This is a genomic window from Terrabacter sp. Root85 (assembly GCF_001429185.1).
Classification (GTDB): Bacteria; Actinomycetota; Actinomycetes; order Actinomycetales; family Dermatophilaceae; genus Terrabacter.
The window spans coordinates 12663-37371 of record NZ_LMIW01000015.1; the positions used below are offsets into that span (position 1 = coordinate 12663).

General features: G+C 71.8%; 23 protein-coding genes. 9 read left to right on the forward strand and 14 right to left on the reverse strand.

Translation table 11 applies throughout. The features are described 5' to 3' along the window. Positions 1 to 28: 28 nt before the first annotated feature. Positions 29 to 859, reverse strand: coding sequence for a DUF4118 domain-containing protein (locus ASE25_RS21345; protein ID WP_056778771.1), 831 nt, complete (start codon positions 857 to 859; stop codon positions 29 to 31). Between the two features lie 130 nt (positions 860 to 989). Here ASE25_RS21345 and ASE25_RS21350 point away from each other — a divergent pair, with 130 nt between their 5' ends. Continuing rightward, a complete protein-coding gene (locus tag ASE25_RS21350) occupies positions 990 to 1394 on the forward strand; it encodes a DUF6855 family protein (RefSeq protein WP_056778779.1) in 405 nt (134 codons plus the stop codon). Continuing rightward, positions 1388 to 1789, forward strand: coding sequence for a DUF3224 domain-containing protein (locus ASE25_RS21355; RefSeq protein ID WP_056778790.1), 402 nt, complete (start codon positions 1388 to 1390; stop codon positions 1787 to 1789). Before ASE25_RS21350 ends, ASE25_RS21355 begins: the two co-directional genes overlap by 7 nt. 63 nt (positions 1790 to 1852) lie before the next feature. Here ASE25_RS21355 and ASE25_RS21360 read toward each other — a convergent pair whose 3' ends face one another. Next, positions 1853 to 6973: a GH92 family glycosyl hydrolase gene (locus ASE25_RS21360; RefSeq protein ID WP_235508791.1), complete on the reverse strand. Its 5121-nt coding sequence runs from the start codon at positions 6971 to 6973 to the stop codon at positions 1853 to 1855. Between the two features lie 225 nt (positions 6974 to 7198). On the opposite strand from ASE25_RS21360, the gene ASE25_RS21365 reads away from it, so the two are divergent. Together ASE25_RS21365 and ASE25_RS21370 are read left to right on the forward strand one after the other, a co-directional pair. Further along, the gene (locus ASE25_RS21365; RefSeq protein ID WP_235508792.1) at positions 7199 to 8230 is read left to right on the forward strand and encodes a LacI family DNA-binding transcriptional regulator; all 1032 of its coding nucleotides are present in this window, start codon (positions 7199 to 7201) and stop codon (positions 8228 to 8230) included. A gap of 23 nt (positions 8231 to 8253) precedes the next feature. Then, on the forward strand, positions 8254 to 9291 hold the full coding sequence (locus ASE25_RS21370) for a class I mannose-6-phosphate isomerase (protein ID WP_082623035.1): 1038 nt from the start codon (positions 8254 to 8256) through the stop codon (positions 9289 to 9291). Positions 9292 to 9327: 36 nt separating this feature from the next. Here ASE25_RS21370 and ASE25_RS21375 read toward each other — a convergent pair whose 3' ends face one another. After that, on the reverse strand, positions 9328 to 10182 hold the full coding sequence (locus ASE25_RS21375) for an ABC transporter permease (protein WP_056827347.1): 855 nt from the start codon (positions 10180 to 10182) through the stop codon (positions 9328 to 9330). After that, on the reverse strand, positions 10179 to 11219 hold the full coding sequence (locus tag ASE25_RS21380; RefSeq protein ID WP_056778804.1) for an ATP-binding cassette domain-containing protein: 1041 nt from the start codon (positions 11217 to 11219) through the stop codon (positions 10179 to 10181). Before ASE25_RS21380 ends, ASE25_RS21375 begins: the two co-directional genes overlap by 4 nt. Positions 11220 to 11439: 220 nt before the next feature. On the opposite strand from ASE25_RS21380, the gene ASE25_RS23730 reads away from it, so the two are divergent. Next, entirely contained in the window at positions 11440 to 11817 is a 378-nt protein-coding gene (locus ASE25_RS23730) for a helix-turn-helix domain-containing protein (RefSeq protein WP_056778807.1), read from the forward strand. A 33-nt stretch (positions 11818 to 11850) separates the two neighbouring features. On the opposite strand, the gene ASE25_RS21390 is transcribed toward ASE25_RS23730, so the two are convergent. From ASE25_RS21390 to ASE25_RS21400, 3 genes are read right to left on the reverse strand one after another with little or no spacing between them, the layout of a single operon-like run. Continuing rightward, positions 11851 to 12804 (reverse strand): phage tail tip lysozyme, encoded by a 954-nt coding sequence (locus tag ASE25_RS21390; RefSeq protein WP_056827348.1) that lies wholly within the window; start codon positions 12802 to 12804, stop codon positions 11851 to 11853. Between the two features lie 13 nt (positions 12805 to 12817). After that, positions 12818 to 13912, reverse strand: coding sequence for an N-acetylmuramoyl-L-alanine amidase (locus ASE25_RS21395; RefSeq protein ID WP_235508793.1), 1095 nt, complete (start codon positions 13910 to 13912; stop codon positions 12818 to 12820). Positions 13913 to 13914: 2 nt separating this feature from the next. Further along, complete coding sequence (locus ASE25_RS21400) at positions 13915 to 14664, reverse strand: D-Ala-D-Ala carboxypeptidase family metallohydrolase (protein WP_056827350.1); 750 nt, start codon at positions 14662 to 14664, stop codon at positions 13915 to 13917. A gap of 232 nt (positions 14665 to 14896) precedes the next feature. On the opposite strand from ASE25_RS21400, the gene ASE25_RS21405 reads away from it, so the two are divergent. Further along, positions 14897 to 15100, forward strand: a complete 204-nt coding sequence (locus tag ASE25_RS21405; protein ID WP_056827353.1) for a hypothetical protein — start codon at positions 14897 to 14899, stop codon at positions 15098 to 15100. A 375-nt stretch (positions 15101 to 15475) separates the two neighbouring features. On the opposite strand, the gene ASE25_RS21410 is transcribed toward ASE25_RS21405, so the two are convergent. Continuing rightward, positions 15476 to 16087: a ClpP family protease gene (locus ASE25_RS21410; protein ID WP_056778818.1), complete on the reverse strand. Its 612-nt coding sequence runs from the start codon at positions 16085 to 16087 to the stop codon at positions 15476 to 15478. Next, positions 16084 to 16692 (reverse strand): ATP-dependent Clp protease proteolytic subunit, encoded by a 609-nt coding sequence (locus tag ASE25_RS21415; protein ID WP_156415640.1) that lies wholly within the window; start codon positions 16690 to 16692, stop codon positions 16084 to 16086. Before ASE25_RS21415 ends, ASE25_RS21410 begins: the two co-directional genes overlap by 4 nt. A 128-nt stretch (positions 16693 to 16820) precedes the next feature. Here ASE25_RS21415 and ASE25_RS21420 point away from each other — a divergent pair, with 128 nt between their 5' ends. After that, the gene (locus ASE25_RS21420) at positions 16821 to 17369 is read left to right on the forward strand and encodes a DinB family protein (protein ID WP_056827355.1); all 549 of its coding nucleotides are present in this window, start codon (positions 16821 to 16823) and stop codon (positions 17367 to 17369) included. A gap of 25 nt (positions 17370 to 17394) precedes the next feature. After that, positions 17395 to 19041 (forward strand): FAD-binding dehydrogenase, encoded by a 1647-nt coding sequence (locus ASE25_RS21425; RefSeq protein ID WP_056827357.1) that lies wholly within the window; start codon positions 17395 to 17397, stop codon positions 19039 to 19041. Here the strand turns inward: ASE25_RS21425 and ASE25_RS21430 are convergent. After that, a complete protein-coding gene (locus ASE25_RS21430) occupies positions 18957 to 20183 on the reverse strand; it encodes an MFS transporter (RefSeq protein WP_056827359.1) in 1227 nt (408 codons plus the stop codon). The genes ASE25_RS21425 and ASE25_RS21430 overlap by 85 nt on opposite strands. 143 nt (positions 20184 to 20326) lie before the next feature. On the opposite strand from ASE25_RS21430, the gene ASE25_RS21435 reads away from it, so the two are divergent. Further along, positions 20327 to 20809 carry a MarR family winged helix-turn-helix transcriptional regulator gene (locus ASE25_RS21435; protein WP_056778843.1) on the forward strand — a complete coding sequence of 161 codons (483 nt, stop codon included), beginning with the start codon at positions 20327 to 20329 and terminating at the stop codon, positions 20807 to 20809. 7 nt (positions 20810 to 20816) lie between these two features. Here ASE25_RS21435 and ASE25_RS21440 read toward each other — a convergent pair whose 3' ends face one another. The 4 genes from ASE25_RS21440 to ASE25_RS21455 all read right to left on the reverse strand — a co-directional run bounded on the left by ASE25_RS21440 (position 20817) and on the right by ASE25_RS21455 (position 24643). Then, positions 20817 to 21632 carry a phosphatase PAP2 family protein gene (locus tag ASE25_RS21440; RefSeq protein ID WP_082623038.1) on the reverse strand — a complete coding sequence of 272 codons (816 nt, stop codon included), beginning with the start codon at positions 21630 to 21632 and terminating at the stop codon, positions 20817 to 20819. A 40-nt stretch (positions 21633 to 21672) separates the two neighbouring features. Continuing rightward, positions 21673 to 22755 carry a DNA polymerase IV gene (locus ASE25_RS21445; RefSeq protein ID WP_056827362.1) on the reverse strand — a complete coding sequence of 361 codons (1083 nt, stop codon included), beginning with the start codon at positions 22753 to 22755 and terminating at the stop codon, positions 21673 to 21675. Positions 22756 to 22789: 34 nt separating this feature from the next. Beyond that, the gene (locus ASE25_RS21450; RefSeq protein WP_162260629.1) at positions 22790 to 23206 is read right to left on the reverse strand and encodes a hypothetical protein; all 417 of its coding nucleotides are present in this window, start codon (positions 23204 to 23206) and stop codon (positions 22790 to 22792) included. Positions 23207 to 23311: 105 nt separating this feature from the next. Beyond that, on the reverse strand, positions 23312 to 24643 hold the full coding sequence (locus ASE25_RS21455; protein ID WP_157623570.1) for a DUF4190 domain-containing protein: 1332 nt from the start codon (positions 24641 to 24643) through the stop codon (positions 23312 to 23314). Positions 24644 to 24709: the final 66 nt, after the last annotated feature.

The window sequence follows — 24709 nt, forward strand, 5'->3', positions numbered from 1 at the left end:
ACCCAACGGACTCGCGCGGGCCCCTAGGTTACTCAGGGGTTGCGAACGGGTCGCCGACGATGCCGGCTCCTCGCCTCCGCACGCTTGCGCCGCGTCCCGCCATCCCCTCCTCGGTGGCGGGCCGCGGCGCTCGTGCGTTCGCCATCCGGTCCGCTAGGAGCACGGCGACCCTCAGCTGCTCCGGGGTGGGCCGCACGACGTGGGTCGACGCGGTCACCCGGAAGTGACCGACGACGTCGGTGCCGCGACGGACGACGACCGCCGTGTAACCGTCGGTGGGCAGCCCGGTGCGCTCGACAGGGAGCCGTCGTCCTCCCGTCGTCACCTGGCCGTCAGCCCCGATGACGGCGTCGTTCCAGCGGGGGTGACCCGTGTCCCACGTGCAGCGGTCGGCACCGAGCACCGTGGTGATCGCGGTCGCGATGGCTGCGGACCGGGCCTGCTCGGTCGTGTCGGGCGGCAGGTCGAGCAGCTGGGTCAAGCCGGAGATGTAGCCGTCCCGGCGCTGGGCGGCGGCCTGCTGGCGACGCCCCCACAGCGCGATCTCGGTGACGGCTAGGCCCACGACGACGAGCGCCAGGGCGAGCTCGAGGTCGTCCCGGTGGTGGATCGAGAGCGAGTAGAACGGCTCCGTGAGGAAGAAGTCGAAGGCACCGGCGGCCGCGAGCGCCGCGGCGACACCGGCGACCCGGTCGCCCGTGGCGGCGGCCGCGACGACCGTGAGGACGAGCACCATGGCGGCGGTGCTCTGGTTCATCCCGTCGCGGAACAGGCCGAGGGCGGCACCCACGACGATCGGCAGGAGCAGGGCCGCCCCTCGCGTCGGCGCGCGGTGCTCGGCGAGCCAGTCAGTGGTCATGACTCCACGCAACACCCGCCGCTCCGGGCGAGAGGCCCGGCACCGGGCGTCCTGACGCGATCTTGACGCCATCCTGACGACGCGGGAGTACAAAGGGTGAGGACGACGACCCCGAGCCAGGAGGATCCCCGTGAGCGGGACCGGAAGCACCGACGACCCATGGGTCCTGCGCACCCCGCCGGGCACCTCGGAGTACACGATGCACCGCGCCGACGACACTGAGCCGCCGCAGCTCGTCTGCCAGGTGGGCTCGACGCGACTGACCTACGACGCTCGGGTCGTCGACGACCTCCACGCGTGGCTGAGGGAGCAGGGTGACTGGGTCCCGCTCGGGGCCGCCGACGAGCAGAAGCCGGCCAAGGAAGGCACGGTGGAGGCCTGGGCGCGGTCGGAGACCAACCCGGTCGGTGGCTGGTACGGCCTGCGCAAGGGCTACCGAGGGCGCGTCGGCATGTACCTGCCTCCCCTGCTCGAGGAACTCGGTCTCGCCGAGGTGGAGCACCAGCCGCGCAACAACCGGATGCGCGCATGCTGAGCAGCTCGACCTTCACGACGTCCGACTTCGACGTCACCGACTACGTCCCGGACGTGACGACGGCCCTGCCCACCGGGCACCTGCGGATGCGCAAGACGTATGCCGGTGACGTCGAGGGGCGCAGCGTCACGCAGTTCACGTCGGCCTTCGACCAGACCTCCGGTGTCGGCACGTACGTCGCCCTCGAGTCCTTCGAGGGCACGGTCGCCGGGCGCCACGGCGCCTTCAACTTCGTGCACGCGGCCTCGACCAGCGGCGCGGACCGCGCGAACGAGTACGGCCTCATCGTCCCCGGAAGCGGGACCGAGGAGCTCGCCGACATCGAGGGCTCGGTGCGCCTCACGGTCGACTCCGACGGCACCCACCGGATGGACTTCGACCACAACCTCGGGTGAGGACGCAGCAGAGCGGCGCGGGGAGGCGTGTTCCCCGCGCCGCTCTGCTGCGGTGCCTCCGGGCTAGCCGACCGTGACGGTGAGCGAGCTCAGCACGTCGGACCGGGAGTCCGAGACGAGGACCCGCACCGTGTAGGTGCCGGCGGCGGCCCACGTGTGGCCGCCCGTGACGGTGGCCGTGCCGTCGGCCGCCGTCGTCACCGTCGCGTCCTCGGTCACGGTGCCGTCGCCCCACTGGACCCGGGCCGTGTAGCCGGTGTCCGCGGGGACGCCGCCCGACGCAGTGCCCAGCGTGACGTCGGTGTCGGCGCCGGTCGCCGCGGTGGCGTCGGAAGCGGCCGCGACGGTGAGGGCCGAGCCGTTGTCGGCGACGGCGAACACGTGGATCCGTCCGGCCGTCGTCGGGTCGCCGGTCTGCGTCGCCAGGGTCACCGACTCGACCGTCTTGCCGGCCGGCACCGTGAGCGGCGCGGTGGCGAACAGCTTGGCGCGGCAGCCGTCGGTGCCCGTGCCGTTGAGGCGGTAGGCCATCTCGATGGCCACGGTGTTGCCGAACTGCGCGGATCCGCACCAGTCGCCGTACTGCACCGGGTAGCTCGTCGTCGAGCCGTCGGTGAAGCGCACCGTGGCGGTCGTGTCCTGGTTGCGCTGCGTGCCCGTGCCGATGAGCGACAGCTTCGTCGCCCCGGGGGCCAGCGTCACGGGCAGGGTCTGACCCGCACCCGTCGCGTTGTCCTTCTCGCCGACCGGGATGCCCGGCATCGAGAACCGGAGGTCGGTCCCCGGCACCGTGAGCAGCTTGCCGGGCACGCCACCTGCGGCAGCGAGAGCTGCACGGGACAGGCCCGCGTCCTTGCCGTCGCAGTGGACGACGTCGCCGACGTTGCCGAAGCACACGGAGTCGAACCCGGCGGCATACGCCGGCGTGGACGCCTGGTGCACGGTCACGGCGCCGAGGGCGGAGCCGCTGTCGTTCGCCGTCGCGACGGTGACCTTCGGCTGGTACGGCCCGGGCTTGGCCCACGTGTGGGTGCCACGGACGGTGTACGAGCCGAGGTCGCCGGGCTCGATGGTGCCCGCCGAGCTCGTGCCGTCACCCCAGGCGATGGTCGCCGTGGCCGAGTCGGCCGGGTAGGTGCCCTGGCCGACGCCACCCGAGAAGGTGGCGACGGTGCCCGACCAGGAGGTGTCCTCCGAGACCTCGAACGGCTCGACCGCCGAGACCTTGAGCCCGGTGTTCTGGGCCTTGGAGCCGTCGGTGAGCAGCTCGAGCTCGGAGAGGTTCGCTGCCGCACCACCCGCGGTCGCCGTGACGACGAGGCGGTAGGTCGTGAACGTCCCCGTGTGCGCGATCTCGAACGGACGCGTCTGCACCCGCCACGGGAAGACCTGCGCCGTCCGCGTGTCGAGCGTCTGCCAGGTCGCGCCGTCGTCCTTGCTGCCCTCGAGGCGCCACGCCGACGGGTCGCCGGCCTTGGGACCCGAGGTGACGGTGTACCAGGTGGCGCGCTGGCCGACGCCGGAGAGGGCGAAGGTCACCGACGGCGTACCCGTGGTGAAGGCCACCGACGTCCGCGACGTGTTGTCGAAGAGCGCCTTGGCGTCGGCACCCGACGCGAGGTCGGTCGCCGTCGCGGTGCCGCGGCCGGGACCGGTCGCGTCCTTGAGCGGCGTCGGCGCCTCGGTGCCCTGCGTCAGCGACGGCGGGGCGTCCTGGGCACGGGAGCCGAAGTCGGACGGCTTGGCACCCATCGCGAAGTCGACCGTGGTCGGGCCGGTGAGCTCGTCCTGGCTGATCGAGACGCTCTTGTGCTTCTTGCCGTCGACGGTGACGCCCTGCACGTAGATGTTGTGCTCGGAGTTGCCGGGCGCGTTGACGACGAGGTCGCCCTGCGTGCGCTTGACCGTCACCTGGTCGAACTTCGGCGAGCCGATGGCCCAGTTGGCCGAGCCGACCTGCAGCGGGTAGATGCCGAGCGAGGAGAGGACGTACCAAGCCGACATCTCGCCGTTGTCCTCGTCGCCCGGGTAGCCCTGGCCGATCTCGCCGCCGACGTAGAGGCGGCGCATGATCTCGCGGACCTTCTCGGCCGTCTTCCACTGCTGGCCGGTCCAGTCGTACATGTAGGCGATGTGGTGGCTCACCTGGTTGCTCTGGCCGAGCTGGCCCATGCGGACGTCGCGAGCCTCGAGCATCTCGTGGATGACGCCGCCGTAGCCGCCGGGCTTCGTCGCCGTCTCCGGCGTCGCGAAGAACGTGTCGAGCTTCTTGGCGAGCGCGTCACGGCCGCCGTAGAGGTTCGCGAGGCCGATGCCGTCGAAGGGCGCGTGGAAGGCGAAGTTCCAGGCGTTCGTCTCGGTGTAGTCGCCGCCCCAGTCCTCGGGGTCGAAGCTCGACGGGAAGGTGCCGTCGGCGCCGCGGCCCTGGAAGAAGCCGACCTTCGGGTTGAAGAGGTTGCCGTAGTGCGTCGCCCGCTCGAGGAAGTACGTCGACTCCTCGGCGAGCTGGGCGCGGCGCGACGTCGGCGTGGCCGGGTCCTTGGCGAGCTTGGCCGCCATGGTGCCGATGCCGAAGTCGTTGACGAGGCCCTCGAGACCCCACGAGACGCTCTCGCCCGTGTCGGTGCTCGTGTAGCCGAGGAAGGTGGACGTGTCGAGACCCTTTCGACCGACCGCGCTCGACGTCGGCAGGACCGTCGCGTTCTTGACGGCGGCGTCGTAGGCCGCGAGCGGGTCGGGCAGCTTGACGCCCTTGGCGTACGCGTCGGCGAACGCCACGTCCGAGCTCGTGCCGGTCATGAGGTCGGCGTAGCCCGGCGAGCTCCACCGCGCGACCCAGCCGCCGTCGCGGTACTGCTGCACGAAGCCGTCGGCGATCTCGGCCGCCACCTCCGGGTAGAGCAGGCTGTAGGCCGGCCACACGGTGCGGTAGGTGTCCCAGAAGCCGTTGTTGACGTAGATCTTGCCGTCCTTGACGGCGGCGTTCGTCGTCGTCGCCGTGGCCGAACCGCTCTTGGCCGCAACGGGGCTCGCGTACTGGTAGCGCGGGGCCGCAGCCGCGCCGGTGTTCTCGAACTGGCTGTTGGGGTAGAGGTTGAGCCGGTAGAGGTTGGAGTAGAGCGTCGTCCGCTCGCTGTCGTTGGCGCCCTTGACGCTGACGACGCCGAGTCGGGCGTTCCAAGCCGTCTTGGCCGCGGCACGCACCGCGTCGAAGTCGCGGGCCGCGAGCTCGAGGGAGTGGTTCTTCTTCGCCTGGTCGAGCGAGATGAACGACGTCGAGAGCTTGAGGACGACCTGCTTGTTCGTGCTCGTGTCGAAGGAGGCGTAGCGGGTGCCCGCGTGACCACCCGGAGCCGTGCCCACCGCCGTGGCAGGCCGGTCGAAGGTGCCGTAGACGAACATCCGGCTCCGGCCCGCGGACAGGCCGCTGCCGTTGTCGACCCAGCCCGTCATGGTGCCGGTCGCCGCGTCGACGGTGAAGGTGCCGTTGTCGTCGATGGTGTCGACGACGAGGCTGCCCTTGCTCGCCGAGGCGGGGAAGGTGAACCGGTAGACGCCGCCGTGGTCGGCCGGGGCCGTCTCGGCGGTGAGGCCGCCGGCGAGGGCCACCTTGTAGTAGTCGGGGTGGGCCACCTCGGTCGCGTGGTCGAAGGCGAGGCCACGGGCGGAGGCGCTGCCCGTCGGGGTACCCGTCGCGATGGACGGCATGACCGACATCTGGTTGCGGTCACCCATCCACGGGCTCGGCTCGTGCGAGACCGCCAGGCCCTGCAGGACAGGGAGGTTCGCCGCGTTGTTGGCCGACTGGTAGTAGTACTCCCACGACTGCGAGTTGGCGCTCGTCACCGGGGTGAAGAAGGTGAAGCCGTTGGGCACCGCGCTGATCGGCAGGTTGTTGCCGCGCGAGAACCCGCCCGACGCGTTGGTGCCGCGCCGCACGTCGACGTAGTTCGTCAGGTCCGAGCCGTCGATGGCCGCCGGGTCGGCCTGGACCGCGACGTCGTCGATCCAGCCACCGAAGCGGGTGTCCTTCGTGGCGCCTCCGACGTTGTCGTAGCCGACGAGGACGCGGTCGATCGTCTTGCCCGCGGCGACCTTGCCGACGTCGAGCGAGACGGCGTTCCACTGGTTGGCGTAGAGGATCTTGCCCTTGCCCTGGCCGCTCGGGCTGCCCGCGACACCGTGCTGGTCGTCGGCGCCGAGGTCGGACAGGTAGGTGCCGTCGGTGAAGCGGACGTCAAGGGCGGCATACGTGGACGGGTACTCGAGGTCGCCCGAGATCATGTCGGGGAAGATCTTGTAGCTCAGCTGGGTCCTCGACGTGACCGGCAGGTCGACGTCGAAGAGCCGGTTCCACGCGTAGCCGCGGCCGTCGGCGGTGTGGCCACCGGAGTAGCGCAGCGCCTTGACACCGGTCCAGCCGACGAGCGGCTTGATGTTGAAGCCCGAGATGGGGCCCGAGCCGACGATCGTCTTCATCGGCGTCGCCGGGCCCGAGCCCGTGCTGCCGTCGGAGAGGTCCCAGTCGGCGAGCTGGACCGTGCCCCCGGAGTGGATCGCCGTGACGTTGAGCCGGTAGTACGCGTACGTCCCCGCCGTCGTGACGTCGAACGTGCGCGTGGCGAAGCGTCCCGAGAAGTCGATGCCCGTGCGGCGGTCGAGGTCGGTCCACGTCGTGCCGTCGGCCGACCCTTGGAGCGTGAAGTCCTTGGGGTCCCGCTCCGGGGAGTCGTTGGCCGACGTCAGCGAGTAGCGGACGGCCTTGGCCGGCGTGCCGAGCTGGTAGCGCACCCAGCCGCTCGAGGCGAAGGCGAGCCACTTGCTGTCGGGGTTGGCGTCGGCGAGGTTGGCCGCGACCTCGCCCGGGGTGTTCTCCGCGCTCGCGGTGACGCCGACGACCGAGCCGAGGAGGCTGCCGTTGGCGCTCGCCGTGCCGGAGACGTTCTGCTGCCGCGGGCCGGCGGGACCGGACTCGACGGTCGAGAGCGCCGGTTGCGCCTGGCCGGTCTCGAACGAGGTCGAGAAGTCACCCGCGCCCGCGACGGCGGTGGGTGCTGAGAGCGGCGCCGCGGCAGGGCTGCCGACGGCGTTCGCTGAAGCAGGACCGGCGACCGCACCCGCGGTCGACGTGGCCAGGACTGCCAGGGCGATGACGCCTCTGTGGATCCCGGATCTCATGGGCATGGGTTCCTCCGTGCTCGTCGTTGAGCCGTGCTGAATGTCAGGTCGGGGCCGGCGACCCCGAGCCGCCTCCGACCCGGCCGAGACTCGCCGTACCCGACAAAGGCCGTCAACAGCCCGAACCGATCTTGTCCGGTCAGGACATCGGATCGGACAGAACGTCACGGGCCCGGCCCTCAACGAGACCCTGGCGTTGCCATTCGAGCGCTCGCTGACCAGACTGCGGGCATGACAGCGTTGTCTGACCACCGGACAGCCACCCGCCCGACCATGGCCGACGTCGCCGCCGAGGCGCACGTCTCGGTCAAGACCGTCTCGCGCGTGGTCAACCACGAGCCGGGCGTGCGTCCTGACACGGCCGAGCGGGTGCGGGCCGTCATCGAGCGACTCGGTTTCCGGCGCCACGACGGCGCCCGCCTCATGCGCCAGGGCCGCACCTTCACCATCGCCCTCGTCGTCGAGGACCTCGCCAACCCCTTCTACTCGCAGGTCGGCGCGGCCGTCGAGCGCGAGGCGCGCATCCGCCAGCACCAGCTCATCACCGCATCGGCCGAGGGCTCGCCCTCGCGAGAGCGCGCCGTCATCGAGGCGCTCGTGAACCGCCGCGTCGACGGCATCGTCGTCGTCCCGGCCGACGAGAGCGCGTCCTCGGACGCCGTGCTCGAGGCGAGCCACACGCCGATCGTCTACATGGATCGTCCCGTCCGGGGCACCCCGCGCGACACGATCCTCAGTGACAACCACGGCGGCATCCGCAGCGCCGTCGAGCACCTCGTCGCGCACGGCCACCGCAACATCGCCTTCTACGGCGACGACCCGGCGTTCTGGACCGCCCGGCAGCGCCGCGACGCCTTCGTCACGACGCAGCAGAGCCTCGGACTGCCCACGACCCCACGCGTCTCGATGGGTCCGCACAGTCCGGCCTCCGTACACGAGTCGCTGAGCCAGTGGACGACGGGCCCGGAGCCGATCACCGCGGTCATCACCGGCAACAACCGCATCACCCTCGCCGCCCTCCTCGCCCTGCGCGAGCTGCGGCTCCCGCTGTCGCTCGTCGGCTACGACGACTTCGAGCTCGCCGCCCTCATCGACCCCCCGGTCACCGTCGTGCACCAGGACCCGGCGGCCATGGGACAGAAGGCTGCCCAGCAGCTCTTCGCCCGCCTGCTCGGCGACGAGTCGCAGGCCCAGACCGTCGTCATGCCGACGCGGCTCATCGTCCGCGCCTCGGGCGTCCGCCGCGGGACCCCCATCCGATGACCGAACCGAGGAGCGCCAGCACCGTGTCACAGACCACCGTGTCCGACCCGACCCGCCTGCCGCCCAACACGCCCCACCGGTTCTACCGGGGCGGCGAGCGCATCCTCGCCTTCCGCGGCCTCGAGGTGCCGGGGGGCTTCGACGACCACCGCCCCGAGGACTGGCTCGCGTCGACGACGCGTCTCTTCGCCGAGGGCGGTGGCGGGCTCACGGTGCTCACCGACGGGACGCCCCTGCCCGACGCCCTGGCGGCCGACCCCGACCACTGGCTCGGGGCCGATCACGTGACCCGCCACGGCATCGAGCCGGGGCTGCTGACGAAGCTGCTCGACGCCGGTGAGCGCCTGCCCGTCCACTCCCACCCCGACCGCGCCTTCGCCGCGGCCCACCTCGACTGCGACCACGGCAAGACGGAGGCCTGGATCGTCCTCGACGCGGAGCCGGGTGCCTGCGTCTGGCTGGGCTTCCGCGACGAGCTGCCTCCCGACGAGCTGGCCGAGCTCGTCGAGGCCCAGGACGATCGTCTCCTCGCCGCGCTCAACCGGATCGAGGTGTCGCCGGGTGACGCCCTGCTCGTGCCCGGCGGCCAGCCGCATGCAATCGGTGAGGGCGTGTTCGTCCTCGAGCTCCAGGAGCCGACCGACCTCTCGGTCATGCTCGAGCACCGGCGCTTCGGGCTCGAGGAGGCGCACGCCTTCCTCGGGCTCACGGTCCCGCGGGCGCTCGAGAGCGTCGACCGCGGGCCCCTGACCACCGACGGACTCGCCTCACTGCGGCGCCGCTGGGTCGACGTGACGGGTGCGGGCCACGCGCTGCCCGAGCAGGCGGCGGAGTTCTTCCGGGCCGAGGTGCTGAGCGCGACGCCGGACACCCCGGCCGGCGGCGACGCGGCGTTCGCCGTCGTCGTCGTGGTCGAGGGCCGTGGCCGCCTGACGACGGGAACGGACGCGCCCCGCACCACCGAGGTGGCACGGGGCGACGTGCTGCTCCTGCCGTACGGGGCCGGGGCCGTGCGCCTCGAGGGCGACGTCACCGTCATCCGCTGCATGCCGGCCGTCTGAACCGACGGCGGAGCCGGCGGGAGATCGCTCCCGCCCTCAGTCGGTCGTGCGGCGGATGAAGGCACGCACCGCCAGCGGGGCGACGACAGCGGTGATCGCGACCGACCAGATCACCGTCGTGAGGACCGGATGGTGGAGGGGCAGGGCGGCGCCGGGCAGCGCCTCGGGCCCGTTGCCCCACAGCTCACGCATCGCCTGGACGAGTGAGCTGATCGGGTTCCACTCGGCGATGGTGCGCAGCCAGCCGGCCATGCCCACGGTCGGGGCGAAGGTGTTGGCCAGGAACGTGATCGGGAAGATCGTCGTGAACATCAGGCCGTTGACGGCCTCGGGCGAGCGCATCGACGAGCCGACGAGGATGCCCACCCAGATCATGGCGAAACCGAAGAGCAGGAGCAGCGCGAAGGCGAGCAGCGCCTTGCCGACGCCGTTGTGGATGCGCCAGCCGATCGCGAGGCCCGTGAGCGACATGACGAAGATGCCGATGCTCGAGTGGATGATGCTGTAGATGCTGCGTCCGACGAGGACCGAGCCCCTCGAGATCGGGAGCGAGCGGAACCGGTCGATGATGCCCTTGCCGAGGTCCATGTTGAGGCCGATCGCCACGATGAACGCCGAGAAGGCCATGGTCTGGGCCATGATCCCCGGCATCAGCCACTCCCGGTAGTTGAAGCCGGGGATGACGATCGAGCCTCCGAAGACGAAGGCGAAGAGCAGCACGAACATCACCGGCTGGATCGTGACGTCGGTGAGCATCTCGGGCTGTCGCTTGATGTGCTTGAGGCTGCGCCACACCATCGTCGTGACCTGACGGACGAAGCCCGGCGGCTGGAAGTCGTGGGGCTCGACGTGGGCCACCCGCGTGGCGTCCTTGACGGCGGAGTCGGTCATCGCTGCTCCTCGATCTGCGTGCTGGGCTCGGTGGAGGACTCGGCGCCGTCGCCGGAGGGCGGCTCGGCGCGGTGGCCGGTGAGGCTGAGGAAGACGTCGTCGAGGCTGGGCCGTTGCAGGCCCAGGTCGTCGAGGACGATCTCGCTGCGCTCGAACACCGTCGCGACGCGCGTCATGTCGGACAGCCCGTCGGCCGGGGCGGTCAGCTGGCGGGCCGCCACGTCGACGTGCACCTCGGGGACGTGGGCGGCGAGCAGCGCGCGTGCTGGCTCGAGCTGGTCGGCGTGGGACACGGTGAGGACGATGGCGGCCTTGCCCGACTGGTCCTTGAGCTCGAGCGGCGTGCCCTGGGCGATGATGCGGCCGTGGTTGATGACGATGATGCGGTCGGCCAGCTGGTCGGCCTCCTCGAGGTACTGCGTCGTGAGGAGCAGCGTCGTGCCGTCGCGCACGAGGCCACGGAGCACGTCCCACAGCTCGACGCGGCTGCGCGGGTCGAGACCCGTGGTCGGCTCGTCGAGGAAGAGGACGGGCGGCGTGGCGATGAGGCTGACCGCGAGGTCGAGCCGGCGTCGCATGCCGCCGCTGTAGTCCTTGACCACCTTGTTGCCGGCGTCGGTGAGCGAGAAGCGCTCGAGCAGCTCGGAGGACAGGCGGCGCACCTCACCCCCCGGCAGGCCGTAGAGCGAGCCCATCATCCGGAGGTTCTCGCGGCCGGTGAGCAGCTCGTCGACCGTGGCGGCCTGGCCCGTGAGACCCATGCTGCGGCGGACCAGCTCGGGATCACGGACGACGTCGTGGCCGGCGACGCGGGCCGAGCCGCTCGTCGGGCGGCTCAGGGTCGTCATCATCCGGACGGTGGTGGTCTTGCCGGCACCGTTGGGGCCGAGCAGACCGAGGACCGTGCCCTGGGGCACGGAGAAGCTGACGTCGTCGACGGCGGTCATGTCGCCGAAGCGTTTGACGAGGTGCTCGGCCTCGATGGCCGGACCTGTGGACCGGTCGCGCACGGCGCGCGCGTCGGTGGTGATGGTCATGTGAAGGCTCCCCGGGTGAGTCGTGCCGGTGGGATGAGAGGTGTGAGTTGCGGCGTGCAACGACCTTAGGCGTCACCACCGACAAGCCTCATCGACGAAGTGAACGCCGTCAACATGTTTGGGGAGTTCGCCCACGGCGTACGCCGTCGGCCGCCACAGTCGGCACGATCCGAGTGCTCGCGTGCGACGCTGGACGGACGCACCGAGATCGGAGACCGCCATGACCCAGCTCGCCCCGCGCCCCCAGACCACCTTCCGGACGCCGCTGCTGCGCGAGGTCTACGGACGGCTCCTGCGCGGCCTGCGCACCCGTCAGGGACGCACCCTCGCCGAGGTCGCCGCGCGCGCCGGCATCTCGGTCGCCTACCTCTCCGAGGTGGAGCGGGGGCTCAAGGAGCCGTCGTCCGAGGTGCTCGAGGCGGTCTGCGTCGCCCTCGGCTCCAGCATCACCGGCCTCGTCGGCGCTGCCCACCGCGAGCTGCGCGACCTCACCTCCGAGGGCACCGGAGGTCGCGTCCTCGACCTCACCTCGCGCGTCGGGACGAGCATCGCGACCCCCTCGGACGCAGCGACGGGCCCGGTGCTGCTCGTCGCCTGAGCGGCACCGGGCCCGTCGTCGACGGGAGCCGGATCAGTCGATGAGGCTGCCCCACGTGTTGTTGCCCACGACCCCGTCGACGACCAGACCGGTCTTGGTCTGGTAGGCGCGCACCGCCGAGTACGTTCCCGGGCCGAACGACCCGTCCACGGTCAACGAGTAGCCGGCGTCGACGAGCTCACGCTGCAGGCCCTTGACGGCCTCCCCGCTCGCGCCCTGGCGCAGCACGGGCAGCAGCGAGTACCACGTGTTGTTGCCGACGACGCCGTCGACGGACAGCCCGTGCGCGGACTGGTAGCTGCGCACGGCGGAATCCGTTGCGGGGCCGAAGGACCCGTCGGCGGTGACGCTGCGGCCCGACGCCCTGAGCATGTACTGCAGCGTGCGCACGGCCGCCCCGCTGCTGCCGCTGCGCAGCACCGGCAGGCTCGTCTCCGTCGTGCCGCCGCCCGTGCCACCGCTGCCGTACTTCGACAGCACGTCGTTGGCGTACGCGATGCGCTGGGTCGTCGCGCACGTGCCGCAGCGCTCGAACTTCTGCATGAAGACGGTCGTGGCCGTGCTGACCGACGTCGCCGCCCTGAGGTCGGCGAGACCGTAGGAGGAGAACGTCGACAGCTCGTACCACGTGAAGTCGAGCTGGGCCGCGAGCGCGTAGCGGCTGCGCCCGCTGAGGCCGGCGTACCAGACCATGTTGTCGCGGGAGTCGGTGTCCCAGCGCCCGCCCTCGCTCCACTGGGCGATGCCCATGCCGGGGCCACCCGGCTGGTTGGCGTAGGGGTTGATCGGGCTGCCCGACTCCTGGATGAGGTTGCCGACGATGCCGGCGGACTGGCGTTCGGTCAGGCCCTTGGACACGAAGTAGTCGAAGGCGATCTCGTCGTTCGAGGCGGCCAGGGCGCTCGGCGCCGCGACGACGCCGAGCACGGCGACCGCTGCCGCGGCGAGGAGCCCCGCGAGGCCCCTGCGGGTGGTGCTGGTCTTCATCTGATCCTCCGATCTACGCGAGCAGCCTGCTCCACGTGTTGGAGCCCACGACCGCATCGGCGTCGAGGGCGTGGGCGGTCTGGAAGGACTTCACGGCCGAGACGGTGCCCGGGCCGAACGCGCCGTCGACCGTGACGGCATACCCCTGCGCGGTGAGCGCGGTCTGGACCCCGCGCACCGCGTCGGAGGTCTGGTCCTGGCTGCACGTGACCGCCAGGGGCGCCTCCCACGTCGCGCGGCCGATGACGCCGTCGGCGGTCAGGCCCTCGGACTGCTGGAAGGACACGACCACCGCCCTGGTGCCCGAGCCGAAGGCGCCGTCGACCGTGACGGCGCGGCCCGAGTGGCGCAGCAGGTACTGCGCGGTCGTGACCCGGAACCCGCTGTTGCCCTGCTGCAGCGTCGGCCACGTGCGTGTCGGCGCCGGCGGCGGGTTGCTCGTGCCGAGCCGGGCCGCCACCTCGGAACGCAGCTGGGGGAGCTTGGCGTAGAAGGCGTCTCCCGGGCACTCGGTGTCGAGGAAGTCGCGGTGCCCGTAGATGTCCTCCGGCCCCAGGCCGTACGCCTGGCACAGGTAGGCGCAGAGCGTGACGAGCGCGTTCCACTGTGCCGCCGTCGGCAGGGCCGTCGTGTAGGTGCCCTCGTTCTCGATGCCGATCGACGTCGGGTTCTGCCCCGTGCAGTGGGCGCCGAGGGGGAAGACGGTGCTCGACCCCGACCCCAGCCCCTCGATCGACCGGTGGCGACCCTCCATGGCGTAGCCGCCGCGGCTGATCGTGAACTGCTGCCCCGAGTCGATCCAGCCCCGGGCGAAGTGCCACTGCTGGATGTTGCGGGCGAGGGAGTATGCCGCCGACTGGGAGTAGTCGGTCGTGTTCGCCGAGGCCGTGTGGTGGACGAGGATCTTCTGCGGTGGCCCGGTCATGCTCACCGTGCCCGTCGCCGGCTGGGCGCCCCACGTCGCGCACGACGCGATCGTCGGGCGGGCGACGGCCGTGACGGCCGCGTTCGAGGGAGCCGCCTTGGCGACCCCGAGGGCTCCCGCCGCGCCGACGCCGAGCGCGCCGACGAGGAGGGAGCGACGACCCAGGGCGGGAGCGGGGTTCACCGTCACCAGCCCGCGCACGCGTCGGCGTCCCAGGCGATGCTCGTCCGGATGTCGACGTGGGCGTGGTCGTCGTGCGCCGGGTAGCCCGGTCCGAAGATGCCACCGAAGCCGGCGTAGCGCGCCTGCTTGGCGATGCTGCAGATCGAGGTCGCGCTGTCGCCGGGGACGAGGTCGAGGGCGCCGCCGCTCAGGTGCACGCTGTTGCTCGCGCCGCCGACGGAGGCGTTGCACGCCGAGTCGCGGTAGCCCGATGTCACCTTGAGTGGGTGGTCGCCGAGCTGGTGGCGCAGCGCCTCGGCCCGCCACAGGGCGCGCTTCATGTTCTCCTTGTTGGCCGCTGTGCCGGTGAACCCCCGGCCGCAGTTGTCGCTCGCCTCGGCGTAGGTGAAGTGGAGCGGCGTGCAGTCCGGGTCCTGCAGGGCGTAGATCTTCGAGAAGGTCGCGGGGCCGGCGATGCCGTCCGCGGTGAGGCCGTATGCCTTCTGGAAGTTGGCGACGGCCGTCTTGGTCTGTGCCCCGAAGGAGCCGTCGATGCCCATGACCTGGCCGCGCGGCACCCAGCCGGCGACGCGGATCTGCAGCTGCGTGACGTCGGCTCCCGAGGTGCCGGAGCTGAGGGTGCGGGGCCACGAGTAGCACTCGTCGGCATGGGCGGCCGGGGCCGTGGCGGTCACCGTGGCCGTCGCGACGCCGAGGCCTCCGAGAGCGAGGGCGACGGCGGCGATGACATGGGTCAGTCGGTTCCTGCGCATGCGATGTCCCTTTCGTGAGTTGCCTGTTCCTGCACGTCGAGACTGGCGGAGGCGCGCGGCAGGCGCGCGCCGAGAGCATGGGGAGCACTCCCCATCGCGCCGGACCATGCCCCTCGACGTCGCCCCTCGACGTCGCCCTCAACCTCGTCGCCGGACTCGTCGGCCTCGATCGCCCTGCGCGAGCGCGACGGATCAGCGAGCGTCTCGGCGGCACCCGACGCGCGGGGTCGCGATGGCCGCAGTCGACCTCGGCGTCATGCTGCGCGACACCGGCGAGCTCGCTGAGGCACGCACCCATCTCGAGCGGAGCGTCGCCATCTTCCACGACATCGCCGACCGGGCCGGGCTGACCGAGGCCCTGGAGGAGCCTGGGTCGCCGCGCGGAGGCCGAGCAGCACTGGCACGCGGCGCTGCGGATCCACGTGCGGCGTGGTGAGCGGCGTCGCCGGCGCTCGCGACGTACTCGCCGGCAATCCACACGATGCTGCCGTCGACCGCGGCGGCGCCGTAGTCACCCCACCGGGTGCGCGGCGGGTTGCCCTCCTGGGCCTTGTAGCTCGTGAACCCGTCGTCAGTGGCCTGGCCCGCCGCGGCGACGGAGATGGGCCCGGTGCCCACGAGGGCGTCGATGGCGGCATACCCGGCGCTCAGTACGTCGTCGCGTCGGTGTAGCTGAACGCCATGACCCCACGACCGCTCGGCGTGGCGCCGACGGCCGGGTAGGTCAGGTCGGCGCCGGGTCACTCGGCCTTGCACCCAGCACTCTGGCACCCACCCGCTGCGCCTGTCCACGAAGATCGCCCGGTCCACCTCATCCCCCGACGGGCACCACCTCCGTGGCCCGCTCGATGACGTGGTCGACGATGCCGAACTCCACGGCCTGCTGGGCCGTCAGCACCTTGTCCCGGTCGGTGTCGAGGCGGAGCTGGTCGACCGACCGGCCGGTGTGGTGGCTCAGCACCTCCTCGACCTGCGCGCGCACCCGCAGGAGCTCGTCGGCCTGCAGCGCGAGGTCGCTCACCGTCCCCTGTCCGCCCGCGGACGGCTGGTGCAGCAGGACCCTCGAGTGACGCAGGGCGAAGCGGCGTCCCGGCTCCCCCGCCGCCAGGAGCACCGCGGCGGCGGAGGCCGCCTGCCCGAGGCAGTACGTCGCGACCGGGGCCTGGACGAGCTGCATCGTGTCGTAGACGGCCATGAGCGCCGTGAACGAGCCGCCCGGGCTGTTGACGTAGAGCGACACCTCCCGGTCGGGAGCGACGTAGGAGAGGTGGAGCAGCTGGGCCATGACGACGTTGGCGACGCCGTCGTCGATCTCGGTGCCGACGAAGATGATCCGTTCCTGGAGCAGCCGGCTGTAGATGTCGAAGCTGCGCTCCCCCGCCGGGGTGCGCTCGATGACGTACGGGATCGTGTAGCTGCTCACCGCAGTCCCACCTTCCGCTCGGCACCGCCGGGGCGGACGTCCGCGAGGGAGCTGACGACATGGTCGACGATGCCGTATGCCGCCGCCTCCTCCGCACTGAACCAGCGGTCGCGCTCGCTGTCGCGGGTGATCTGCTCGACGGTCTGTCCCGTGTGCTCGGCCTGCAGCTCGTTGACCCGGCGCTTGACCGCCTTGAGGTTGGCGGCCTGGACCTCGACGTCGGCGGCCGTCCCCTGGATGCCCGCGGACGGCTGGTGCATCATGATCCGCGCGTTGGGCAGGGCGAAGCGCTTGCCGGGCGTGCCCGCGCCGAGGATGAACTGGCCCATCGAGGCCGCGAACCCCACTGCGAGAGTGGAGACGTCGTTGGGGATGAGCCGCATCGTGTCGTAGATGGCCAGGCCCGCGGTGACGGAGCCGCCGGGACTGTTGACGTAGAGGCTGATGTCGGCGCGCGGGTCGCGGGCCGAGAGCAGGAGCAGCTGGGCCGTGATCCGGTTGGCGATCGGGTCGTCGACCTCGGCCCCGAGGACGATGATCCGCTGGTGGAGCAGCTGCATCGACAGCTGGTCGTCCAGCGGCGAGGGCGTGAGTGGTTCGGTCATGCTCCCAGCGTGGCCCGGCCGCCCTCCCATGGGAGTCCCGCTCTGCCACGGGCAGATTCGCCGACAGCGTATGCCGCCCTGCCGATATCCGTTGGCGCGCGCCGTCCCCGGGCACCACGATGGGCGGCATGGCCGGAAAGACGTATCCCGACATGTGGGTCGACCCCGAGGACGACCCGCGGTCGCAGGAGTCACTCCTCGGGGACGAGCGCACGACCCTGCTCGACTACCTCGTGAACTACCGCCTCACGCTGGAGCTGAAGTGCTCCGATCTGACGGCCGAGCAGCTCGCGACTCGCTCGGTGCCGCCGTCGACGATGTCGCTGCTCGGACTCGTGCGCCACCTCGCCCAGGTCGAGCAGACGTGGTGGCGGCGCGTCATGGCCGGGGAGGACACGCCCTACCTCTATCGCCGGGCCGACGACCGCGACGCCGACTTCACCGGTGCCGTCGGCGAGGACGCCGTCGTCGCGGAGGCCTGGGCTCGCTGGCGCGAGGAGACGGCCAACGGCGACGCCTTCGTGGCCGACGCGGAGTCGCTCGACCTCGTCAGCCTCGACCCGACGAACCCGATCAACCTGCGCGAGGTCCTCGTCCACCTCATCGAGGAGTACGCCCGTCACTGCGGTCACGCGGACCTGCTCCGCGAGTGCGTCGACGGCGCCACCGGCCAGTGACGCGCTAGATGACATGATCTGACGCATGGATGCCGACGTCGTCGTCGTAGGAGCCGGCTTGGCCGGACTCGTCGCCACCGCCGAGCTCGCCGACCGCGGCAAGAGGGTCGTGCTCGTCGACCAGGAGGGCGAGCAGTCGCTGGGCGGTCAGGCCTTCTGGAGCTTCGGCGGGCTCTTCCTCGTCGACAGCCCCGAGCAGCGGCGGATGGGGATCAAGGACAGCCTCGAGCTCGCGACGCAGGACTGGCTGGGTTCGGCCCAGTTCGACCGGGACGAGGACTTCTGGCCGCGCAAGTGGGCGGAGGCATACCTCCACTTCGCCGCCGGCGAGAAGCGCTCGTGGCTCCATGAGCAGGGCCACCGGCTCTTCCCCGTCGTCGGCTGGGCCGAGCGCGGTGACGGCCGGGCCGACGGCCACGGCAACTCCGTGCCGCGCTTCCACATCACGTGGGGCACCGGCCCGGGTCTCGTCGAGCCGTTCGAGCGACGGGTCCGGGCAGCCGTGGCGAGCGGGCGGGTCTCCTTCGCCTTCCGTCACCGCGTCGACGAGCTCGTCGAGACGGCTGGCACGGTCACCGGCGTACGCGGTCGCCTCCTCGCGCCCGACGGCGTCGACCGGGGTCGGCCGAGCAGCCGCGAGGAGGTCGGCGACTTCGAGATCACGGCCCAGGCCGTCATCGTGACGAGCGGCGGCATCGGCGGCGACCACGACCTCGTGCGCCGCGCCTGGCCCGAGCGGCTCGGCTCGCCGCCGGCCCGGATGGTGGCCGGCGTCCCCGCGCACGTCGACGGCCGGATGCTCGGCATCACGCAGTCCGCCGGCGGCAACATCATCAACCCCGACCGGATGTGGCACTACACCGAGGGCCTGCGCAACTGGGACCCCGTGTGGGACAACCACGGCATCCGCATCCTGCCCGGTCCCTCGTCGCTGTGGCTCGACGCCCGCGGACGGCGCTTCCCGGCGCCCTACTTCCCCGGCTTCGACACCCTCGGCACCCTGGGCCACATCATGCGCAGCGGGCACGACTACTCGTGGTTCGTGCTGACCCAGCGCATCATCGAGAAGGAGTTCGCCCTCTCCGGATCGGAGCAGAACCCCGACCTCACGGGCAAGGACGTCAAGCAGGTCCTCGGGCGAGCCCGCAAGGGTGCACCTGCCCCCGTCGAGGCGTTCAAGCGGAACGGCGAGGACTTCGTCGTGGCCGACACGCTCGACGAGCTCGTCCGAGGCATGAACGCCCTCACCGGCGACGACCTCATCGACGTCGAGTCACTGCGGCGCACGATCGTCGCGCGTGACAACGAGATGGACAACGACTTCACCAAGGACGCCCAGGTCACCGCGATCCGCGGGGCGCGGAACTATCGCGGCGACAGGCTGATCCGCGTCGCGACACCGCACAAGCTGCTCGACCCGAAGGCGGGTCCACTCATCGCGGTGCGTCTCAACATCCTGACCCGCAAGACGCTCGGTGGACTCGAGACCGACCTCGCCGGCCGGGTGCTCCGCGCCGGCGGCGAGCCGCTGGCCGGGGTGTATGCCGCGGGCGAGGTGAGCGGCTTCGGCGGCGGGGGCATGCACGGCTACAACTCCCTCGAGGGGACCTTCCTCGGCGGCTGCCTCTTCAGCGGCCGCACCGCCGGTCGGTCGGTGGCCGCCGCACTCTGACCGAGCGGCCCGCTCGCGGCGAGGAGGACGACGAGTCCCAGCGTCGCGAAGGCCGCACCCACCCAGAGCGGGGACGTCCAGCCGAGGCCGGCACTGATGGCGAGGCCGGAGACCCAGACGCCGAGGAAGTTGCCGACGTTGAACGCGGCGATGTTGGCGGAGGACGCGAGCGTCGACGACCGTGTCGCGTGGGTGAGGACCCGCATCTGCAGTCCCGGCACCGTCGCGAAGCCGAAGAAGCCCATCGCGAGCAGCATCGCCGCCGAGCCGAGCATGCTGCTCGACAGCAGCGCGAACGCGACGAGCGACACCGCGAGGGCGAGCGTCAGCACGACCAGCGTGCGGGTCAGGGTGCGGTCGGCCCAGCGACCACCGAGCAGGTTGCCCGCGAAGAGGCCGACACCGAAGAGGACGAGCAGCCACGGCACCGCCGACTCGTCGAAGCCGGTCACCCTGGTCAGCAGCGGCTCGACGTACATGAAGGCGCCGAACATGCCGCCGAAGACGAGGACGGTCATGGCGAGCGAGAACCACACCTGGCGGTTCCGGAACGCCTCGAGCTCGGAGCGCAGTGAGGTCTGCCGTCCGTCGGACGCGCCGGTGTCCGGCACGAGCAGCGCGATGCCGGCGGCCGCGACGACCCCGACGAGGGCGATGAGGGCGAAGGTCGCCCGCCAGCCCCACTGCTGCCCGACGAACGTCCCGAGCGGCACCCCGAGGACGTTGGCGAGGGTGAGCCCACCGAACATGACGGAGATGGCTCCGGCGCGACGGTCGGCCGGGACGAGCGACGCCGCGAGGACCGACCCGATGCCGAAGAAGGCGCCGTGCGCGAGCGCCGCGACGACGCGACCGGCGAGCAGCATCCCGTAGCCCGTGGCGACGGCCGAGAGGGCGTTGCCGACGACGAAGAGCACCATGAGGGCGAGCAGGGCGCGCTTGGGCCGCCAGGCACCGAGGACCGGCGTCAGGCCGAGGGCACCGACGACGACCGCGAGGGCATAGCCGCTGATGAGGTAGCCGGCGATGGGGATGCTCACCCCCATGTCGGTGGCGACCGTGCTGATGAGGCCGGCGATGACGAACTCCGTCAGGCCGATGCCGAAACCTCCGAGGGCGAGGGCGATGAGACCGAGTGGCATGGGTTTCCGTGTCCTTCCGAACAGGATGCGGGGCCGAACCGGGCCTCCATACCCTCGCCGGTATGCCGCGTGTGCAACTACTTGACCGCGGCGACGTTAGTTGCACACGCGGCATATTGCAAACGCGCGATATGATGGTGCGCATGGGTATCGAGGACTCCGCCGTCGAGGTGCGCGCCTCCGGGTGGCGCACCCTCGCCGCACTGCACGGCCACATCGACGGCGCCCTCGAGCGCGAGCTCGTGCGCCGGCACGAGCTGTCCGTCGTCGAGTTCACCGTGCTCGACGCCCTCTCGCGCCAGGACGGCTGGCACATGCGGATGAGCCAGCTCGCCCGCGCCGCCGCCCTGTCGTCGTCGGCGACGACCCGTCTCGTCAACCGGCTCGAGGACCGCGGCCTGCTGACCCGGGTGCTCTGCGCCGACGACCGGCGCGGCATCTACACCGAGCTCACCGAGGCCGGCTGGGCGCTCTACCGCGAGGCCGCGCCGACGCACGACGCGGTGCTCGAGGAGTCGCTCCAGAGCGCAGGCGAGCTGCCCGAGCTCGCGCCACTCGTCGAGTTCCTGCATTCGCCCTCGGGCCGGCGCGGTGGCTCACGCCGCGCCCAGCCCGCCCGGGTCTGAACCGAGCTCAGTCGGTCTGGGGCCGCTCGCGCTCTTGGTCCGCGTCGTCGCCCGCGTCGTCGCCCGCGTCGTCGTCCGCGCCGTGGTCCGGACGGTCCGTCGCGGCATACCTCGGGACGTAGCGCTGCCCGAGCAGGCGACGCCACGCCGGCGGGCCGGACGCCACCGAGCGCACGAGCAGCCGGTGGGCCAGCGGTGCCAGCGCCCACGTGCCGAACCAGACGACGAGCACCCCGACCGCGAGGCCGGCGACGACGTCGTGCCAGTAGTGCGCGCCGGTGAGGACGCGCGAGGCCCCGACCGCCAGGGCGAGCGGGACGACGAGCCGCCACCACACCGGCGCCATGACGACCACGGCGGTGGCGAGGGCGCCGGCGATCGTCGCATGGTTGCTCGGCCACGACCAGTCGCCGGCGGCGGGGCAGGACGCGACGGTCCGCACCGAGAGCGTCCGGCACGGCCGCTCCTCGTGCACGAACCCCTTGACGACCTCGCTCAGGACGTAGGCCGCCACCGTCGACACCGCGGCCACCACCGCGACCGCGAGGTGCTCGAGCCCTCGTGAGCGGGCCCGCCACATGAGCACGACGGCGACACCGGCGAGGACGACGATCCCGAGCTCGGCGACCACCTCGAAGACACCACCGACGACCGACGGCAGGGCCACCGCCCCGGATGCCGTCGCACGGTAGGCGGCGTCGCGCACGACGAAGAGCAGTGCGACGACGACCACGACGACCGCGACCGTCGACAGGACCCCGGTGGCCGGCTCGCCGCCGAACCGCCGCCGGACGTCCATCGCGCTGTCATCTCGAGAAGGCATGCGGACGACCGTAGGCGACGAAGATGAGAGCGACCGACGCTCAGAGCCGACCGCGCACCGGGGTGCGCTCGACCGGGTCGCCACCGTCGGGCATGACCATCTCGGCCCGGACGCCGAGCAACCGCACCTCACGCCCGGGGTCGAGCGACGCGGTGAGGGCGACGGCGGCCGCGACGACGTCGGCGCGGTCGCTCGTCGGCGCCGGCAGCTTGCGGGCCTTGGTCTGCGTGAAGAACGGGGCGTAGCGCACCTTGAGCGTGACCCGGAAGACCGGGCGCCCCTCCTTGACGGTGTCGTCGAAGACCAGGGAGGCGAGGTCACGCACGGCGTCGCGCACCTCGTCGGGGGTCGTGAGGTTGCTCTGGTAGGTGGTCTCGCGGCTGTGCCCGCGGGCGATCCACGGGGAGTCGTCGACGACGGCGGACCCGATGCCGCGGCCCAGCTGGGAGTACCAGACGCCCATGCGCGGACCGAACTCGCCGACGAGGACGGCCTCGTCGGCATCGGCCAGCTCGCGGACGGTGTGGATGCCGTGACCGGACAGGCGCTTGGACACCTTGGACCCGACGCCCCACAGGTCGATCGTGGGTCGGTCGCCCATGACCTCGAACCACGTCTCGCGGGTCAGCCGGAAGACGCCGCGGGGCTTGCCGAAGCCGGTCGCGATCTTGGCCCTGACCTTGTTGTCACCGATGCCGACCGAGCAGTGCAGTGACGTCGCGTCGAGCACGGCGGCACGCACCCGCTCGGCGAAACCCTCCGGGTCTTCGGTCTCGACCCCGAGGAACGCCTCGTCCCACCCGAGCACCTCGACGACGACGCCGAGGCCGCGCAGCGCGTCCATCACGTGCTCGGACGCCTCGGTGTAGGCCGGGGCGTCGACGGGCAGGATCACCGCGTCGGGCACCTTGCGTGCAGCGAGGCGCAGCGGCATACCGGACCCGACACCGAACTCACGGGCCTCGTAGCTCGCCGTGGACACGACGGCCCGCTCGGTGGGGTCGCCGCGACCCCCGACGATGACCGGCCGCCCGGCGAGCTCGGGCCGGCGCAGCACCTCGACCGCCGCGATGAACTGGTCGAGGTCGACGTGCAGCACCCAGTGGGTGGGGCCCGTGCTCATCCCGCCATTGTGCCCGGAGGGTGTGACGGTGCGGTCAGCTGCGCGGCGAGCGGTCGCGCCGGTCCGGACGGTGGGAGCGGTCGCCCACGGGCTTGCCGCCCCGGAAGGTGTAGACAGCCGGCCCGTCTGACGAGCTCTGGTCCGGCTCGAAGGCGTCGGGCACGGCACCCGCCGACTCGCCCTGCGTGCGCCCGAGCTCGTCCTGCGGCTCGTCCACGAAGCGGGGCTCGGGCCCGGCTGCGGCGTCCTGCTCACGCGCCGCCAGCATGACACCGTGGAAGAGCATGGCGGCCGCGAGGGCGGTCAGGGCGAAGGCCGACACGGCGAGCGCCAACCCGGTGTGCGCGCCACCGATCGAGGAACGGAGCAGGTGCAGGCCGCCGGCGACCGCCCCCACGACCGCGGCGCCGACGAACCAGATGATCGTGGCCCGGGTCATTGAATTCCCCACGAGGTCACTGTGGCACAGGTCCGAGGCGCTCGAGAGCACCTCGATCGCGTCCGGGGACCGTGGCGCGAGGGCATACCCCCTGGGGCACGTCCCGGCGTCGACCGGTCAGCGGACCGGGAGGGCCGCGACGTCCCGGAGCGTGGCCGTGTGGGCACGCGTCCCGGGGGTCGTCGAGAAGCCGGTGACCGACGTCGTCGCCGCACCCGACCCGCCGATGCCGGCATCGGAGAGCTTGGGCTGCGGATTGGCGTTCGCCGTGCCGTCCGACGCCTTGCCGTTGGTGTTCTTGGCGCCGTTGTCCTTGCCGCCGTTGTTCTTCGACCCCGTGTTCTTCGACCCCTTGTTCTTGGCGTCCTTGGCCGTCGTGTCCTTGGAGGCCTTCGACATCTTGGGGTCCTTCGGGCTCTTCGGGGCCTTGTCGCTCTTGCCGCTCTTGCCGTCGGCGGGCGCGACCGCCGACGGGCTCAGCGCGTCGGGCTTGAGGGTGAGAGCCTCGCCACCGGTCGACGAGCCCGACGCCAGGGCCGACGCGTCGGCCCGAGGCGTGGCAGCGGGGGTGACGTCGGAGACCGGGACGACCGGCTCGTCCGACTCAGCCGACTCGGCCGACTCGGCCGGCTCAGCGGGAACGGTGGGCAACCCAGGCGTCGGCCCGGCCGCAGCAGCGGCGGACTCGGTCGAGCGGATGGCACGCGGGGTCGGCGCCGTGGACGCGACCGACGTCGCGGACGGCGTCCGGGGAACGGCGGCATCCGCCGCGTGGGTGTCGGTGACGCGGTCGGAGCTGACCGGCACGGGCGCGCTCGGCAGGACCTCGACACCGGGGCGACGGTCGTGCGTCGCGACCGAACCCAGGATGAGGGCGGTGACGGCCGCTCCGAGGAGCAGCCCGGCGCCACGCTGGCCACCGACCCGCGACAGCGAAAGGTGGCCACGAACGAGCGCCGCGCTCGCCGCGAGCAGGGTCGAGACGCCGATGACGATGAGGCCGCCGGTCAGGCCGCCGACGAGGCAGCTGAAGAGGACGAGGGCACCGAGGACCGCGAAGCCCGCGACCGCGCCCTCCGGGACCCGTCGCGCCGGACGGTCGGCGAGCAGGTCGACCCGCTCGTGGTCGACGAGGGCGCTCGGGCGGGTCGGCAGCGTGAACGAGGCATCCTCGAGAACCGCCAAATAGGGCATTTCGGACTTCACGTCCACAGTGTCGTCGATCCGGGGCCTCGTGTGCGAGTTCGACTCGTCATCGATCGGTCCGGAGTCGACAGTTCCGGCGCGTCCCGGACGTGCGGTCGAGCCGGCGGCGGCCCAGAGCTGCCACCCGCGGGGCGGCACGGGCCAGGACGGGTCGGGGAGCCAGCGCTCGTGGTCGCCGTCGGAGAGCGGCCGCGTGCCGTGGCGCAACGGATCGCCGTGCGTGGGCGTCATGCTCGTCGTCACCAGACTCACTACTCCTGCGATTCGCGGGGCCCGTTCGGGGGGCCTACGCGAGAACAGTACGTCGTA